Annotated in this window: 14 protein-coding genes and 1 tRNA gene; 11 read left to right on the top strand and 4 right to left on the bottom strand. The window is 65.7% G+C overall.

Features of this window, described 5'->3' with window-relative positions; genetic code table 11:
• Window positions 1–29: 29 nt before the first annotated feature.
• Complete coding sequence (locus ACOCMM_RS15590; protein ID WP_419554049.1) at window positions 30–1,754, bottom strand: ABC transporter substrate-binding protein; 1,725 nt, start codon at window positions 1,752–1,754, stop codon at window positions 30–32.
• A gap of 163 nt (window positions 1,755–1,917) precedes the next feature.
• Here ACOCMM_RS15590 and ACOCMM_RS15585 point away from each other — a divergent pair, with 163 nt between their 5' ends.
• Together ACOCMM_RS15585 and ACOCMM_RS15580 are read left to right on the top strand one after the other, a co-directional pair.
• Window positions 1,918–3,030 carry an LLM class flavin-dependent oxidoreductase gene (locus tag ACOCMM_RS15585; RefSeq protein WP_419554048.1) on the top strand — a complete coding sequence of 371 codons (1,113 nt, stop codon included), beginning with the start codon at window positions 1,918–1,920 and terminating at the stop codon, window positions 3,028–3,030.
• Window positions 3,031–3,037: 7 nt separating this feature from the next.
• Window positions 3,038–3,778, top strand: a complete 741-nt coding sequence (locus tag ACOCMM_RS15580) for a glutamine amidotransferase-related protein (RefSeq protein ID WP_419554047.1) — start codon at window positions 3,038–3,040, stop codon at window positions 3,776–3,778.
• Window positions 3,779–3,819: 41 nt separating this feature from the next.
• Here ACOCMM_RS15580 and leuD read toward each other — a convergent pair whose 3' ends face one another.
• Both leuD and leuC read right to left on the bottom strand, forming a co-directional pair.
• Window positions 3,820–4,410: a 3-isopropylmalate dehydratase small subunit gene (gene leuD / locus ACOCMM_RS15575; protein ID WP_419554046.1), complete on the bottom strand. Its 591-nt coding sequence runs from the start codon at window positions 4,408–4,410 to the stop codon at window positions 3,820–3,822.
• Between the two features lie 56 nt (window positions 4,411–4,466).
• Complete coding sequence (gene leuC, locus ACOCMM_RS15570) at window positions 4,467–5,888, bottom strand: 3-isopropylmalate dehydratase large subunit (protein WP_419554045.1); 1,422 nt, start codon at window positions 5,886–5,888, stop codon at window positions 4,467–4,469.
• A 519-nt stretch (window positions 5,889–6,407) separates the two neighbouring features.
• Here leuC and ACOCMM_RS15565 point away from each other — a divergent pair.
• On the top strand, window positions 6,408–7,172 hold the full coding sequence (locus tag ACOCMM_RS15565) for a hypothetical protein (protein WP_419554044.1): 765 nt from the start codon (window positions 6,408–6,410) through the stop codon (window positions 7,170–7,172).
• A gap of 73 nt (window positions 7,173–7,245) precedes the next feature.
• Here ACOCMM_RS15565 and ACOCMM_RS15560 read toward each other — a convergent pair whose 3' ends face one another.
• Window positions 7,246–7,713 carry a GreA/GreB family elongation factor gene (locus tag ACOCMM_RS15560; protein WP_419554043.1) on the bottom strand — a complete coding sequence of 156 codons (468 nt, stop codon included), beginning with the start codon at window positions 7,711–7,713 and terminating at the stop codon, window positions 7,246–7,248.
• A gap of 116 nt (window positions 7,714–7,829) precedes the next feature.
• Here ACOCMM_RS15560 and ACOCMM_RS15555 point away from each other — a divergent pair, with 116 nt between their 5' ends.
• From ACOCMM_RS15555 to ACOCMM_RS15520, 8 genes are all read left to right on the top strand, one after another.
• Window positions 7,830–8,828 carry a 3-isopropylmalate dehydrogenase gene (locus tag ACOCMM_RS15555; protein ID WP_419554042.1) on the top strand — a complete coding sequence of 333 codons (999 nt, stop codon included), beginning with the start codon at window positions 7,830–7,832 and terminating at the stop codon, window positions 8,826–8,828.
• A gap of 8 nt (window positions 8,829–8,836) precedes the next feature.
• A complete protein-coding gene (gene cimA, locus ACOCMM_RS15550) occupies window positions 8,837–10,507 on the top strand; it encodes a citramalate synthase (protein WP_419554041.1) in 1,671 nt (556 codons plus the stop codon).
• A gap of 62 nt (window positions 10,508–10,569) precedes the next feature.
• Entirely contained in the window at window positions 10,570–11,100 is a 531-nt protein-coding gene (locus ACOCMM_RS15545) for a hypothetical protein (protein WP_419554040.1), read from the top strand.
• A 68-nt stretch (window positions 11,101–11,168) separates the two neighbouring features.
• Window positions 11,169–11,855 (top strand): hypothetical protein, encoded by a 687-nt coding sequence (locus tag ACOCMM_RS15540; protein WP_419554039.1) that lies wholly within the window; start codon window positions 11,169–11,171, stop codon window positions 11,853–11,855.
• 73 nt (window positions 11,856–11,928) lie between these two features.
• Window positions 11,929–13,230 carry a glutamate--tRNA ligase gene (locus ACOCMM_RS15535; RefSeq protein WP_419554038.1) on the top strand — a complete coding sequence of 434 codons (1,302 nt, stop codon included), beginning with the start codon at window positions 11,929–11,931 and terminating at the stop codon, window positions 13,228–13,230.
• A 62-nt stretch (window positions 13,231–13,292) separates the two neighbouring features.
• Window positions 13,293–13,367 (top strand) — tRNA-Gln (locus ACOCMM_RS15530).
• A gap of 227 nt (window positions 13,368–13,594) precedes the next feature.
• Window positions 13,595–14,356: an ABC transporter ATP-binding protein gene (locus tag ACOCMM_RS15525; RefSeq protein ID WP_419554037.1), complete on the top strand. Its 762-nt coding sequence runs from the start codon at window positions 13,595–13,597 to the stop codon at window positions 14,354–14,356.
• Window positions 14,353–15,066 (top strand): ABC transporter ATP-binding protein, encoded by a 714-nt coding sequence (locus ACOCMM_RS15520; RefSeq protein WP_419554036.1) that lies wholly within the window; start codon window positions 14,353–14,355, stop codon window positions 15,064–15,066. The genes ACOCMM_RS15525 and ACOCMM_RS15520 overlap by 4 nt, the downstream gene beginning before the upstream one ends.

Raw genomic sequence — 15,066 nt, 5'->3', positions numbered from 1 at the left:
CTCAGCGGCGCCGCAGCGTGACTACGTCGCTACTGGTCCAGCCAGACCGTGTGCATCGGTGACATCTGCCCCCAGATGTTGTCGGTCGGCGGGTTCATCACCGCCGGGTTGTAGGCCTGCCAGAACGTCGGTGTGGTCAGGAAGTAGATCGGCACCTCGTCGGCCACGATCTCCTGGAACTGGGCGTACAGCCTGGCTCGCTCGGCCGGGTCGAGCTCCTGCCCAGCCGCCGTGAGGAGACGGTCAACTTCGGCATTGCAATAGCCCGTATTGTTCGTCCAGATCACGCCAACCCGGTTGTCGCACAGGTAGGTGCGATGCACACCGATGACCGGGTCTCCCCAGTTCCAGACATTGTTGATGGTCATCTGGAAGTCGCCGCTGGCGATGCGCTGCGCCCATGTCGGGAAGTCCGGCGAGACGCTCAACTCGACCTCGATGCCGGCTTCTTCCAGCGCCTGCACCACGTACTCGGCGTGGATCACCTGCGGTGGCGGGATGTAGTCGATGCTCAACTGCAGCTCACCGGGTCCGTAACCGGCCTCGGCCAGCAACTCCTTGGCCCTGTCGATGTTCTTGTCGTAGTGGTTCACGTCGGTGTTGTGGAACGGGCTGGCCGTCACGATGCCCGTTGGCGCGGGAAACGTGAGTCCCTGCTCGATGACCTCGGCGAGGAACTCGCGGTCGATCGCGTAGGCGATCGCTTGGCGCACTCGCTGGTCAGACAGCGCCGGGTCGTTCACGTTCATTTCCATCCACTGGATCTGGCCGATGGCTTCGTGACCGTCCGAGCTGACCTCGACATCGGGATTGTCCATCAGTCGCAGCGTGTTGGCTGGCGAGCCGAGCGTGGACGACAGGTGAGTGGTGCCGTTCTCGAGTCCAAGCACGATGGCAGTCGGATCGGGCGTGATCTCCATAACGATCTCGTCCAGGCACGGCGTGCCCTCGATGAAGAAGTCGTCAAACCGTTCCATGCGGATGATCGTGCCGGGCTCGTACTCGGTCAGGCGGAACGGACCTGAACCCACGAAGTTCTCGGTGTTGCGCGGATGGGTCTTCATGTCCTGGCCGTCATCGAAGATGTGCTTGGGGATGATCGGCAGCAAGCCGGGCGACATCGCCAGCAGGATCGCCGGGTGCGGCTGACTGAGATTGATGACCGCGGTGTGCTCGTCCGGCGTGTCCACGCTGGTCACCGGCTCGTACATCGGCTTGAACGGGTGGTTCGCCTGCACCGTGAGGATCGAGAACGCCACGTCGGCAGAGGTGATCGGCATGCCGTCGTGGAAGACAGCGCCCTCCACCAGGTGCAATGTCACCGTCAAGCCGTCATCGGAGATCTCCCAGTTCTCGGCCAGGTACGGCATGGGGTTGTACTCGTCGTCGTACAGCAGCGGGCTCGCATTGAGTTGCGTGCCGGGAACAGCGGTCGCGTAGCCCGATTGCACCGAGCCGTTCAGGTGCCGTGGCACCTGCGTGCTGCCGATGATGAGCGTCCCGCCGACGTTGGCACCGTCGTTGCACGGTCCGTGGGCCGCAGCCATGTCGTCGTCCATGTCGTCAGACATGTCATCGCCATCGTCGGCCATGTCGTCATCGGCCATGCCGTCGCCATCGTCGGTCACGTCTGCCGTGCCGGACGCCGCGGTGGTCGCTGGTGCGCCAGCGTCGTCGTCATCGTCGCTGCCGCAGGCTGCGCCGACCAATGCAAACACGGCCAGCGCCGCGACAATCAGCCGCCATTTCCTCATGAGTTACTCCCTCTCCGACACGCCCACCTGCAAGATGCAGGACTAAACCGGGCGATTGGCCCGAAGCGTCGCGGTACGGTAGCGCGGGCAGCCCGTCGGCGTAGAGGAAGCTGCCGTCTGTGCAGCCCAAGGGGCGTGGCGACACGTGCGAGGTGGTCGGCCGATGAAGGTCCACTGGTTCTTGCCAACCGGAGGTGACTCGCGCGACGTTCTGCCCGACGAGCCGGGCGCGCACTGGCGGCCACCGTCAATGGATTACCTCGCCCAGATCGCGACTGCTTGCGATCAGCTCGGCTACGAGGGGATGCTCACGCCGTGCGGGACGCTGTGCGAGGACGCCTGGCTCTCCACAATCGCCCTGGCGCCGCTGACGCGCCGCATCAAGTTCCTGGTGGCGTTCAGGCCCGGATTCCTCTCGCCGACGCTCGCCGCACAGATGGCTTCCACCTACCAGCGGCTCACCGGCGGCCGATTGCTGCTCAACATCGTGACCGGAGCAGAGCCACGCGAGCTGAATCGCTTCGGCGATTGGCTCGACAAGGACACTCGCTATGCCCGAACGGGTGAGTTCCTGCAGATCGTGCGCGAGGCATGGAGCGGGGACCCGTTCGACTTCGACGGCGACTTCTACAAGGTCGCCGGGGCAACGACCCGTGATGTTCCCGATCCGGTGCCGCCCGTGTACTTCGGCGGAGCGTCGCTCGCCGCTGAGCGCATCGCGGCGACTCACGTCGACGTGTATCTCGCCTGGGGCGAACCGCCAGACATGGTGACCGAACGCCTGGGTCGCATGCGGGCGCTGGCGGCCGAACAGGGACGCACTCTGCGGTTCGGCATCCGGTTTCACGTCATCACCCGACCCGATGCGGCTGATGCGTGGGCCGTGGCCGACGACATGCTCGCCCACATGAGTCCCGAGGCGATCGCTTCGGCCCAAGCCGACTTCGCCACCACCATGTCCGAGGGCCAGCGCCGGATGGCCCAGCTGCATTCCGAACAGGGCGGCCGACTCGAGATCCATCCCAATGTCTGGGCGGGCATCGGACTGGTTCGGGGAGGGGCTGGCACCGCCCTGGTCGGCAGCTACGCCGAGGTCGCCGACCGCATTGCCGAGTACCACGCACTGGGCTTCGACGAGTTCATCCTGTCGGGCTACCCGCACCTGGAAGAGGCCTACTGGTTCGGCGAGGGCGTGATGCCGATTCTGCGTGAGCAGGGCTTGCTGGAGCCACTGGGGACCGGCTCTGGCAACGCGCTCGTCTCGTCGTTCCGCTGAGCTGGCAATGCCGCCTTTCTCACCAGACGCGCACCGACCGCTGCGCTTGGGCCTGTTGCGCTGTGACGATCCCGTACCCGAACTGAGGTCGATCTGCGGCACCTATGCGGACATGTTCGCCGACGTCATTGCGAGGGTGGACCCGAGCGTCGAGATGGACACCTTCAGCCTTCTCGATGGCGAGTGGCCCGACGACCTCGATGCTTACGACGGCTGGATGACCACGGGCACGCGAGCCTCCGTCTACGACGACGTGCCCTGGATCACCCAGTTCGCGGACTTCGTGCGGCAGCTGCACGCCGAGCGCCGCAAGATGTTCGGTGTCTGTTTCGGCCACCAGATGATCGCCCACGCGCTCGGCGGCACGGTGCAACGGGCGCCGCATGGCTGGACGGTTGGCGCAAACGTCTGGAAGATTCATGAGCACCGCGAGTGGATGGTTCCGCCATCCGACGAGGTCCGCCTCATTCACAGCCATCAAGACCAGGTGGTGTCACTGCCCCCCGGTGGCCTAGTGTTGGCAGGCGCTGACCGCTGCCCGATCGCGATGCTGGCGGTGGGGGACCACCTCATCGGACTGCAAGGTCACCCAGAATTCCAACCCGAATTCGTCGGGCCGCTGTATGAAAGCCGCACGGAGTTGTTGGGCGCGGACGTCGTCGCCGAGGCCAAGACCAGCCTCGCCTCGCCGTGCAACCAAGAACTCGCCGCAACCTGGATGCTCCGCTTCTTCGCCGGTTCGGGTTGAGGCTGCCGAATCGCGCAGGCTGAGCCGATTCGCAATCGGGGTTAGGTCGTGGGCATCCAGTCGGGACGCGTCGTCTCGTAGCTGTCGATGTCGGCCGCGCTGCGCATCGTGATGCCGATGTCGTCGAGGCCCTCCAAGAAGCGCTCCCGGGTGGCGTCGTCCATCGGGAACGATTCCTCGATGCCCGCAGCAGGGGCGCTGAGCAAACGCCGCTCCACGTCGACGGTCACGACCAGGTCCGGATCCTCGGCCACCGCAGCGCGCAGGCGTGCTGCGGCCTCCTCGGAAACCTGAACTGGCACGAGGCCGTTCTTGGTGGAGTTGTTGCGGAAGATGTCGCCGAAGCGGGGCGAGACCACCGCGACAAAGCCGTAGTCCATGAGCGCCCAGACGGCGTGCTCGCGAGACGAGCCAGTGCCGAAGTTGGAACCAGCCACCAGAACCGTGGCGCCGGCAAACCGCTCGTCGTTCAGCACGAAATCGCGCTCGTCGCGCCACTCGCTGAACAATCCCTTGCCGAAGCCGGTGCGTTCGACCCGCTTCAACCAGTCGCTCGGGATGATCTGGTCGGTGTCCACGTCGGAGCGGTCGAGCGGCACTGCGCGCCCCTCGTGCACTCTTACTAGCTCCATGCCGGTCCCTCTCTCTCGAGTCTTTCGAGTTTGGCCCTGCGGGTCGCAGCAGCCGTTCAGGCGAGATCGTCGGGTGTCACAAAGCGTCCGGCGATCGCCGTGGCGGCGGCCACTTCCGGCGAGCACAGGTGCGTCCGTCCGCCTCGCCCCTGCCGACCCTCGAAGTTGCGATTCGACGTCGACGCCGAGCGCTCGCCGGGCGCGAGCTTGTCGGGATTCATCGCCAGGCACATAGAGCAGCCGGGTTCGCGCCAGTCGAACCCAGCCTCGGTGAAGATCGCATCGAGCCCTTCGGCCTCGGCCTGCATCTTGACGGCGAACGAGCCCGGGACCACCAGCGTCCGGACGCCGTCGGCCACCTTGCGCCCTCGTGCGACTGCTGCGGCAGCTCGCAGGTCCTCGATGCGCGAATTGGTGCAGCTGCCGATGAAGACCGTGTCGACATGTACGTCGGACAGCCGGGTGCCCGCGGCGAGTCCCATGTAGTCGAGCGCCCGCTGCGCAGTCGTGGCCTCGACGGGGTCCTCAAAGTCGCTCGGTGCAGGCACCGCGCCGTCGATCGGGATGACGTGCGCGGGGTTGGTGCCCCAGGTCACGTGCGGGCGCAGCGATCCGGCGTCGATGGTGACCGAACGGTCGAAGGTTGCCCCGTCATCGGTGGCAAGCGAGCGCCAGTCGGACACGGCTGCGTCCCAGTCGGCACCGGTTGGCACATGCCGACGACCTGCCATGTACTCGAAGGTGGTCTCGTCGGGCGCCACCATGCCGGCCTTGGCACCCGCCTCGATGGACATGTTGCAAACGGTCATCCGGCCTTCCATCGACAGCGCACGGATCGCGGACCCGCGGTACTCGAGGATGTGCCCGATGCCGCCGCCGGTGCCGATCCGGCCGATGATCGCGAGCACGATGTCCTTTGCAGTGACACCGGCCGGCGCGGTGCCGTCGACGCAGACCTCCATAGTGGAAGGCCGGGCCTGGGGCAGCGTCTGGCTGGCCAGCACGTGCTCCACCTCCGAGGTGCCGATGCCGAACGCCAGCGCGCCGAACGCGCCATGTGTCGACGTGTGGCTGTCGCCGCAGACCACGGTCATGCCCGGCAGCGTGAGCCCTTGCTCGGGGCCGATGACGTGCACGATGCCCTGACCGGGATCGCCCATCGGGTACAGGGTGATGCCGAACTCCTCGCAGTTGGCTCGAAGCACCTGCACCTGCTTGGCCGAGATCGGATCGGCGATCGGCAGGTGCAGATCGGCAGTGGGGACGTTGTGGTCCTCGGTGGCCACGGTCAGGTCCGGACGTCGCACAGTACGCCCAGACATGCGCAGGCCGTCGAAGGCCTGCGGCGAGGTGACCTCGTGGATGAGGTGCAGGTCGATGTAGAGGAGGTCGGGCTGACCGCCGCCGCTGCGGACGACGTGGCGGTCCCAAACCTTCTCGCTGAGCGTGCGCGGCCCTGCCGCTGCGGCGTTTGTCACAGTGTCAGTGTGCGCCTGTGGCGTTGCCGCTTCCAACCTGCCGCCTGCATGGCTCGTTCCGGCGTGGGCGGGACGTTGTGCCAAAGTCGTGACGCCGACGGGTTCTCGCCCTGACGCCCCGCATTCGTGACGAACGAGCCTCCACCCCCGCGACCTGTCCCGCCACCGCCCGGGGGTCCCCCCGCATCGGGCCCGCGACCTGTCCCGCCGCCGACGTCGCGTCCCCCGACACGAGGCCCGCGACCAGCCCCGCCGCCGCCGGTTCGGCCCGTCCGCCGCGGTCCCCCGAAACGTCAACGTCTTCGGGGAATGGTCACCATCTTCTTCAACGACGGTGGTCTCGGTGCTCCTGTTCGGCGGAAGCGCCGGGACCGGCGCCGTCCGCGACCCATCTCGCCGTCGCAGGCCCCGCGCGTCGATTCCGCCGCGACGCCGGAACAGCGACCCCATCCGCACCCAGCCCTCGCGCCTGTGGATGTTCGGCCGCCATTCGGAGCGGCGCCTGTACCTGCCCCCGCCGTGCAACGGTGCAGCGGTTCCTTCTGGGGTCATCTCAACCCCAAGGTGTTGATACGGCCCGAATGGCATCGATGCCACTCGCCTCAGCACAAGGTCGGCGCGCTGGCCATCCTCCTCGCCATCGAACTCGGCGGAGCGGTGGCACTGCTCATGGTCTCCCGGGCCGTGCTGGCCATCGGCGATCTGCGGAGCGGGTTCACATTGCCCGAATCGGTTGTCGAGGCGGATGCATCACTACTCATCTTCGCTGTCTCGGCAATCGTTTATGCCCCTATCGCTGAGGAAGCGATGGTCCGATGGCCGTTCGCGCAGCGGCCCCGGACGTTCTTGCTGTTCCCCGGAATCTTCATTGCGGTTGCCGCGTTGAGTGGCATCTACGGCCCCCGTCTCGGCTACGCCGGTCGGCTGCTCGTCGATCTAGCGATCGTCGGTGTCGGCGTCGGATTGCACCTGCTGAGTGATCGCATCGGAGTCCTCGCTTCACTGGATCGCCGTGTCGACCGGCTGTTGCTGCGCTGGCCGGCCGTGCCGATCTGGCTGCTGATTGCTTGTTTCGGACTGGCGCACGTCGCCCCCTACGACATTGCATGGTCCGGCGCGACGATCCTGGCGATCCCGTTCGTCGTGTTGCCGCAGCTGTGGTTCGGGGCGCTGGCGAGCATTGTCCGCATCCGCTTCGGCTGGTGGTCCGCCGTCGTGCTGCACGCCGCGGCCAACCTGTCGATTGTGCTGCTGCTGATAGTGGGGTTTGCCTGGGCGTTGTGAACTCAGGATTGGATTTGGTGGACTCTGCCGCAACGGTCCGGCATCGGGCACCGCCGTGATCCGTGTTCGGCTGTCAGGCCTCGATCGCGACGACTTCGATGCTCAGCTGGTTGCCATTCGCCTCATAAGTGACCGTTTGACCCGCGCGAGCGCCCTCGAGGGCCTGGCCCATCGGCGAGCCCGGCGAGACGACTTCGATGCCCGGTCGGCGCTCCTCGATCGAACCGAAGAGGAACTGCTCGACTTCATCGTCACCCTTGAACCGAATAGAGACGACCAAGCCCGGTGCTACAGCGCTGTCGTCGAATCCGGCGACGATCTCGCAGTTCTCCAAGATCGACTTCAGCCGCATGATGCGGCCTTCCATCTTCCCCTGTTCCTCTTTGGCAGCGTGGTAGTCGCCGTTCTCGGACAGGTCTCCGAGCAGCCGGGCCGTTTCGATCTGCGCTGCGATGTCGATGCGACCTCGACCGGTCAGATCGGTGAACTCGGCTTGCAGCCGATCATGGGTCTCCGCTGAGATGTGATGGATCTCGGGCACCCGCGCGAGGTTACAGAGGGCTTCTCAGGGCACACTCACCATCGCAATTGCGCCTCAGGGCGTGCCTGAGGCGTTGACGGCAGGCTTGCCAACACGATCCGGCAAAGGACACCACAGTGACTCATCGCATCGCAGTCATCGGAGGAGACGGAATTGGACCCGAGGTCATCTCGGTCGCGCTCGATGTGATTAGCGCCGCCGGCGCCGGCATCTCGACGACCGAGTTCGAGTTGGGCGGTCACCGCTACCTGCGAGATGGCACGGTGCTCGACGACGAGACCCTGGAAGAGTTGCGTACCTTCGACGCCATCCTGCTCGGCGCCGTGGGCACGCCGGAAGTCCCGCCGGGCGTCATTGAGCGCGGCCTGTTGTTGAAGGCCCGCTTCGAGCTGGATCTGTACGTGAACCTGCGCCCGTTCACCCTGTCCGACGGCCACAGCTTCACTGTGATCCGCGAGAACACTGAGGGCACCTATGCAGGCGAGGGCGGGTTCCTGCGCAAGGGCACACCTCATGAGATCGCCACGCAGGGCTCTGTCAACACCCGCATGGGGGCCGAGCGCGCCATTCGATACGGCTTCGAGCTGGCGCGCACCCACCAACGCCGTCATCTGACGTTGGTCCACAAGACCAACGTGCTGACGTTCTCCGGCGACCTGTGGGAACGCACTTTCAACGAGGTCGCCGCCGAGTACCCCGACGTGGAGACTGCGTACAGCCACGTCGACGCCGCCTGCATTCACTTCGTGGAAGATCCGTACCGCTACGAGGTGATCGTCACTGACAACCTGTTCGGCGACATCCTCACTGATCTCGGCGGCGCCGTGGCGGGTGGCATCGGGCTTGCGGCCTCGGCCAACCTCAACCCGGACCGAACGGGCCCGTCGCTCTTCGAGCCGGTGCACGGATCGGCACCTGACATCGCCGGCAAGGGTCTTGCGAATCCGACTGCGGCAGTTCTCTCAGCTGTGCTCATGCTCGAGTTCCTGGGAGAGGCAGACTGCGCAGATCGGGTTCGGGCGGCGTGCGACGCCGTAGTTGCCGATGAATCCGTGCCCGATATCGGCACCGACGAGATCGCCAAGGCGATCCTGGCCGGTGTTGAGGAGGGATGACGCCTGACATGAGTTCGAACCGAACAGGCGGCGCGGCCGGTGAGCCAGGCTCGGCGGCACCGCTGGACCGGGCCGGAGTGCGCGACCCATCGTGGCCTTCCAAGGTCGAGATCTTCGACACCACGCTGCGCGACGGCGTGCAGTTCGAAGGCATCTCGGTATCGCCCGACGACAAGCTCAAGGTGGCCCGTCAGCTCGATGCATTGGGCATTCACTGGATCGAGGGTGGTTGGCCCGGCTCAAATCCCAAAGATGAGGAGTTCTTCGCTCGGGCAGCCAATGAGCTCGAACTGGAGCATGCGACATTGGTGGCATTCGGCTCGACCCGAAGGCCCCGCGGCCGCGTCGACGACGATCAGACCCTGGCTGCGCTCGTTGGGGCCGGAACCTCCACCGTGTGCATCGTGGGCAAGTCATGGGACTATCACGTCACCGAAGCTCTCCGGCAGCCGCTCAGCGAAGGCATCGCCATGGTCGGCGACTCGGTGGAGTTTCTGAAGGGGGAGGGGCTGCGCGTCTTCTTCGACTCGGAACACTTCTTCGACGGCTACAAGCGGAATCCCGAGTTCGCTCTGTCGGTGCTGGAGGCAGCGGCGGTCAACGGCGCCGACTGCCTGGTGCTGTGTGACACCAACGGTGGTTCGCTGCCGCATGAGGTCTCCACGATCGTGCGCAATGTGGTCCAGCACTTCGAAGGCGTCCAGATCGGCATGCACACCCAGAACGACACCGGCTGCGCGGTAGCCAACGCCGTTGCGGGTGTCGTCGCCGGTGCAACTCACGTGCAGGGCACCGTCAACGGCTACGGCGAGCGCACGGGCAACTGCGACAACACGGTGCTCGTGCCGAATCTCACACTCAAGATGGGCATCGAGACCGTGCCGCAGGAGTGCTTGACCCGCTTCACATCGGTGGCGCACCACGTGGCCGAGTTGGTGAACATGCCTCCACAGAACCAGCAGCCCTACGTCGGGGCTTCGGCATTTGCTCATAAGGCGGGCCTGCACACGAGTGCCATTGCTCGCCGACCCGACAGCTACGAGCACGTCGACCCCGCCGCTGTCGGCAACAGCACCCGGTTCCTTCTCGGAGACCTGTCGGGGAGGGCGTCGGTGGAATTGAAGGCAGCCGAGCTCGGCATCGAGATCGACAAGGCGGCGATGTCGGGTGTCGTGGACGAGCTGAAGCGGCTCGAGCACGTCGGTTACCACTTCGAGGTCGCCGACGCCTCGTTGGAGATGCTGCTGCGCCGGGCCGCTGGGCAGACGTTCGAGTACTTCAACGTTGAATCGTTCAAGGTGCTCGTTGAGCGGGGCCGCGAGGCCGAATTCGATACGGAGGCGACGCTGCGCATCATCGTGGGCGGCGAGCGTCGGGTCACCGTCGGCGAGGGCGACGGCCCGGTGAATGCCCTCGACAACGCCTTCCGGCAGGCGGTGCGCAACGACTACCCGGAGCTCGATTCGGTACGCCTGACTGACTACAAGGTCCGTGTGCTGGACGCCGATCGCGGCACTGAAGCGGTCACACGGGTGCTCATCGACTCCACCGACGGCGAGACGACGTGGACCACCATCGGCGTTTCGGAGAACATCATCGAGGCGTCGTGGCTGGCTCTGCGCGACTCGCTCATCTATGCCCTGATGCGCCACCGCCAGGGTGAGGACGCAAGCGGGTAGCGGTCGAGGCGGCAGGTGCTGACCACGGTCGCTCCCGCCGTGACTTCCTAGACTGCGCGGCAATGGCTGCGCCACGCCACGTCCGGGTCGGACCGCTTTCGGAGGTCCGCGCGTACTCCTCTCCAGAGGTGACGCCCCGACGCTGGAAGGCCGCACGTCCCGGCGACCTTGCCGCTGGTCAGCCCACGGGGGCGTTGCGGGGACATCAGGGGCCCGACCAGGGCTACGCGTACGGGCTGGTTCATCTGTTCGACGACCGGGTGTACCTCGCCGACGGCGAGGATCGTCGCGACGTGGACACCGGCTGTGTGGCGGTGGCGCTCAAGCGTGCCTCGATCTTCAGGCGAGCGCCGGTCGTGTGGGACCTCGAGGCGGGGTACCTGGCCTTTGGCTACCTCGACCAGCACCCCCCGGCGGCGTTGGTTGCGCGCCGTGAGGCACTCTTCGAGGGTGCAGCCGATGCACACCACTACAACCACGTGCGCAAGCTGGTCGCCTGCGTCTCGACAGAGGTACTCGCTCTGGCGCCCGCAGAGATCAGACGCCGCTACGAATCCGATGCCCTCGGCTTGACGCGAGATCCAGATGCGTGAGCGCAGGGCTCGGGCGGGCACTCAACGAACCGAAAACGCTGGCCGCCAAAGAACCGACTGAGAAACTCATGGTCCAGATGACGAACGCCCAGACCACCACTCCACCCCCGAACTCGACTCTGCCGGCGCAGACCGACCGCGAGCTGTTGCGGTTGCACCGCCGGGCGTGCACCGATTTCGCTGCGCGGATGCGACTGCCTGCGTGGGAGCACATTCCCATGCCACTGGCACCGCCGCTGGGCGCTTACACGGTGGCTGACCTGCTGGCCTGCGCAGCCGATGGGAACTTGGTAGCCGCGGCCCAGATGAGCGGCCAGCCAACACCGCCTCCGGTGCAGCTCCCCACGCCTGCCGCGGGTACCGGGCTCGGTTTCGGCACTCGCAGCGCCGATCGTCCCGATCCGACGCAGCCGGTCATCGAGAGCGTCCGCACGGTGCTCGCTGTAGCAGCCGGGCTCGATGCCGGTGCTGGCTTCAGCCCCCGGCTGCGCGAGCTGCTGTGGACTCGAGTTGTGGAGCTGACGATCTTGGGTTACGACCTGCAGCAAGCAATCAGCGCCGGCGCCGGGCTCGATGAGTTGCTGGTGGACCAAGTGCTCGCAGCAGCACCCAGCGTGCGGGTCTGGCCGGGCCTCGAGGTGCTCCCGATCGATCTGTCCACGCCGCCGCTGCAGCGCCTCCTCGCGATGGCCGGCAGGCCGGTGGGCCGCTGGGTCGATTCGAGCGACCCAAACTGCGGCACCGGCCAGTGCTGAGCGGCGCCTCGAGCGCTCACGACCCACGTCTTCGGGTGGCCCCGTGTCTGCGGTGAGCACACCATCAGCTGGCATGTCGGTGCCCGTGCGGCCCCGGCTGCGATTCGCGCCCGCACCCACAGGGCTGCCGCATCTGGGCACGGCTCGTACGGCGTTGTTCAACTGGCTCTACGCCCGTCACTGCGGCGGCGAATTGGTGCTGCGTATCGAAGACACCAACGCGGAACTCGCAACGACCGCCCACATCAACCAGATCATCGAGATGCTCGACTGGCTCGGGCTCGATTTTGATGGCGAGCCGGTCCGCCAGAGCGAACGCGGCGCCCTCTATGACGCTGCCGTGGCGCGCTGGCTCGACGCAGGGCAGGCCTACCTCGATGAGGGTGCGGTCCGATTCTCGGTTCCCGAAGACGGCGTGACGGCTTTTGACGACATCGTGCGAGGTCGCGTCGAGTTCCCGAACGCTTCGATCGAGGATTTCGTCGTCAGACGCAGCGATGGCAGCGCGACGTTCTTCGTCGCCAACGCCGTGGACGACCTCGATCTGGGCATCACGCATGTTGTGCGAGGCGAGGATCTGCTGAACACGACACCGAGGGTGCTGCTGCTGCGAGCTGCGCTGGGCGCGACCGATGTGCCGACATTCGCCCACCTGCCGCTCATCGTCAACAAGCAGCGAAAGAAGCTCTCGAAACGACGCGATGACGTGTCGCTCACCAGCTATCGCGACCGGGGCGTGTTGCCGGCGGCCATGGTGAACTACCTCGCGCTGCTGGGCTGGGGCCCGCCCGATGGAACCGAGGTGCGACCGCTCGCCGAGATCGTCGAGTTGTTCGATCTTGCCGACGTGAATGCGGCGCCCGCCATGTTCGACATGGACAAGCTCACTGCGATCAACGGCGAGTATCTGCGTTCGCTTGACGACGCAGGGTTCGCTGCTGCGATCGGGCCGTGGGTGCTCGCCGAGCCCTGGGGAACTCATCTCGACGCAGCGGCATTGAGCGACGTTGCCCCGTTGATCCGCGAGCGCACGCGACTGCTGTCCGACGCCCCCGACCGCATTGCGTTCCTCTTCGCCGAACCCGAGATCGATCCTGACGACTGGGCTGCCGCAATGGCTCCGCCGGCAGGTGACATCCTCGACCGCGCGCGTGCCGTATTTTCTGAGGCGGATTGGAACGCCGAGACATTGCATGCCGCGCTGCGAGGGATTGGCGAGGAGTTCGGCCTGAAGCTGGGCAAGGCCCAGGCACCAGTGCGCGTTGTGATCACCGGCCGTGCCGTGGGTCCTCCGTTGTTCGAATCGCTCGTGCTGCTCGGTCGAGACGTCACGCTCGCACGTCTCGTCGCAGCGCACGCGAGGCTCGCTCGCTGAGTCGATCCACGAAGAAATCCCCGGGCTGCGCAAATGTCCGCAGCGCTAGCCTGTGTACGTCTTCGGGGATGGTGTAATTGGCAACACATCTGGTTCTGGTCCAGTCATTGGGGGTTCGAGTCCTCCTCCCCGAACCAGGCGACTGCGGGCACCCCTCGGCCGTTGAGCACTCGTCGAGACGGGCGCACTACGGCGTCGGCGGCGTTCCCGACCCGATTTGCACTTGTTGCGCGTTGGCGGCTTAGCATCACCCGCTGGCGTGGCCCGCATGGGGCTCCATACGGAAACTCACGAAGCCGAGCCGACCTGATAACTTGCCTGCGGCCGGTCTCCTGATCGGCTCGGACCGGAGGGGGTTCAGCGCGTGGCGTTGCTCGAAGTCTCAGACATCTCCGTGCAGTTCGGCGGCATCCGCGCGCTTGACGATTTGTCCTTCACTCTGGACGAAGGACAGATCCTCGGGCTCATCGGACCGAATGGCGCCGGCAAGACCACCCTGTTCAACGTGGTCAGCCGGATCTACGACCCGACGACCGGCTCTGTGACGTTCGACGGGCACGACCTGCTGGCGATGCCGGCGCACAAGATCAGCCGTGTGGGTGTGTACCGGACGTTCCAGAACCTGGCGCTCTGGCGCGGCATGACAGTGATCGAGAACGTCATGGTGGGCGATCACACCGCCACCAAGGCGAACTTCTTCACGGGTGCATTCCGCATCGGCACCCGCAGCGAAGAGACAGATCTGCGTCGGCGAGCCTGGGATGTGCTCGAGGAACTCGGCCTTGAGCAGTACGCCTATAACCCCGCCGCGGGCCTGCCCTTCGGCACGCTCAAGCGCATCGAACTGGCCCGGGCGCTGATCTCGAATCCGCGTCTCATCATGCTGGACGAGCCCGCATCAGGACTCACCCACCAAGAAGTCGACTCGCTCGCCCAGGACATCAAGGACATTCGTGACCGGCATAACCTGTCGGTCCTGCTTGTCGAGCACCACATGCGCATGGTGCTCAACATCAGCGAGCACCTCGTCGTGCTCAACTTCGGCCGCAAGATCGCTGAAGGTCACCCCGATGTCGTGCGCAACGACCCGGAGGTCATCGAGGCGTATCTGGGGAGCTCTTCATGACAGAGATGATGCTGAAGGTCGAGGACCTCCACGCGCGTTACGGCGCGGTCGAGGTGCTGCGTGGCCTCGACTTCGAAGTGCCCGAAGGGAACGTCGTGGTGATCCTCGGCGCCAACGGTGCGGGCAAGACGACAACGCTGCGCGCAGTGTGCAACATGTGCACGACGTCCGGCACGATCTTGATGGAAGGCGACGACATCTCGCGGTCCAAGACGGCCGACATCGTACGGCGAGGCGTAGCGCACGTGCCACAAGGTCGAGGCACGTTCCCCGAGCTGTCCGTCTTGGACAACCTGAAGATCGGCGCCTACACCCGCAGGGACAACGAGGTCAACGTCGACATTGATCGTTGGTTCGAGATATTCCCCCGGCTGGAAGAGCGACGCGAGCAGCTCGCCGGCTCGCTCTCCGGCGGCGAGCAGCAGATGCTGGCGGTGGCCCGGGCACTGATGTGCCGGCCGAGGCTGCTGCTGCTCGATGAGCCATCGCTGGGCTTGGCTCCGCTCATCATTGAGGACCTGTTCGAGCGTTTCGCCCAGTTGAACAAGGAGACCGGGTTGACGATGCTCCTCGTCGAGCAGAACGCCAATCTGGCCTTGGACATGGCCGACTACGGCTACGTGATCGAGAGCGGCGAGATCGCTCTGCATGGACTCGCCGATCAGCTCAAGAACGATCCTGCAGTGCAGGAAGCGTATTTGGGCGCTTGA

The sequence above is a fragment of the Candidatus Poriferisodalis sp. genome, from assembly GCF_965198245.1.
Lineage (GTDB): Bacteria > Actinomycetota > Acidimicrobiia > Acidimicrobiales > Poriferisodalaceae > Poriferisodalis.
The sequence above is the reverse complement of the archived record's forward strand: the minus strand, read 5'-3'. Positions and strand labels throughout refer to the sequence as shown.

Bases quoted from the DNA above. Each gene is read 5' to 3' on its own strand.
- ACOCMM_RS15590 (WP_419554049.1), bottom strand. From the start codon at position 1,754: ATGAGGAAATGGCGGCTGATTGTCGCGGCGCTGGCCGTGTTTGCATTG.
- leuD (WP_419554046.1), bottom strand. From the start codon at position 4,410: ATGGAGCTAGTAAGAGTGCACGAGGGGCGCGCAGTGCCGCTCGACCGC.
- ACOCMM_RS15585 (WP_419554048.1), top strand. From the start codon at position 1,918: ATGAAGGTCCACTGGTTCTTGCCAACCGGAGGTGACTCGCGCGACGTT.
- ACOCMM_RS15580 (WP_419554047.1), top strand. From the start codon at position 3,038: ATGCCGCCTTTCTCACCAGACGCGCACCGACCGCTGCGCTTGGGCCTG.
- ACOCMM_RS15520 (WP_419554036.1), top strand. From the start codon at position 14,353: ATGACAGAGATGATGCTGAAGGTCGAGGACCTCCACGCGCGTTACGGC.
- ACOCMM_RS15545 (WP_419554040.1), top strand. From the start codon at position 10,570: ATGGCTGCGCCACGCCACGTCCGGGTCGGACCGCTTTCGGAGGTCCGC.
- ACOCMM_RS15540 (WP_419554039.1), top strand. From the start codon at position 11,169: ATGGTCCAGATGACGAACGCCCAGACCACCACTCCACCCCCGAACTCG.
- ACOCMM_RS15535 (WP_419554038.1), top strand. From the start codon at position 11,929: ATGTCGGTGCCCGTGCGGCCCCGGCTGCGATTCGCGCCCGCACCCACA.
- cimA (WP_419554041.1), top strand. From the start codon at position 8,837: ATGAGTTCGAACCGAACAGGCGGCGCGGCCGGTGAGCCAGGCTCGGCG.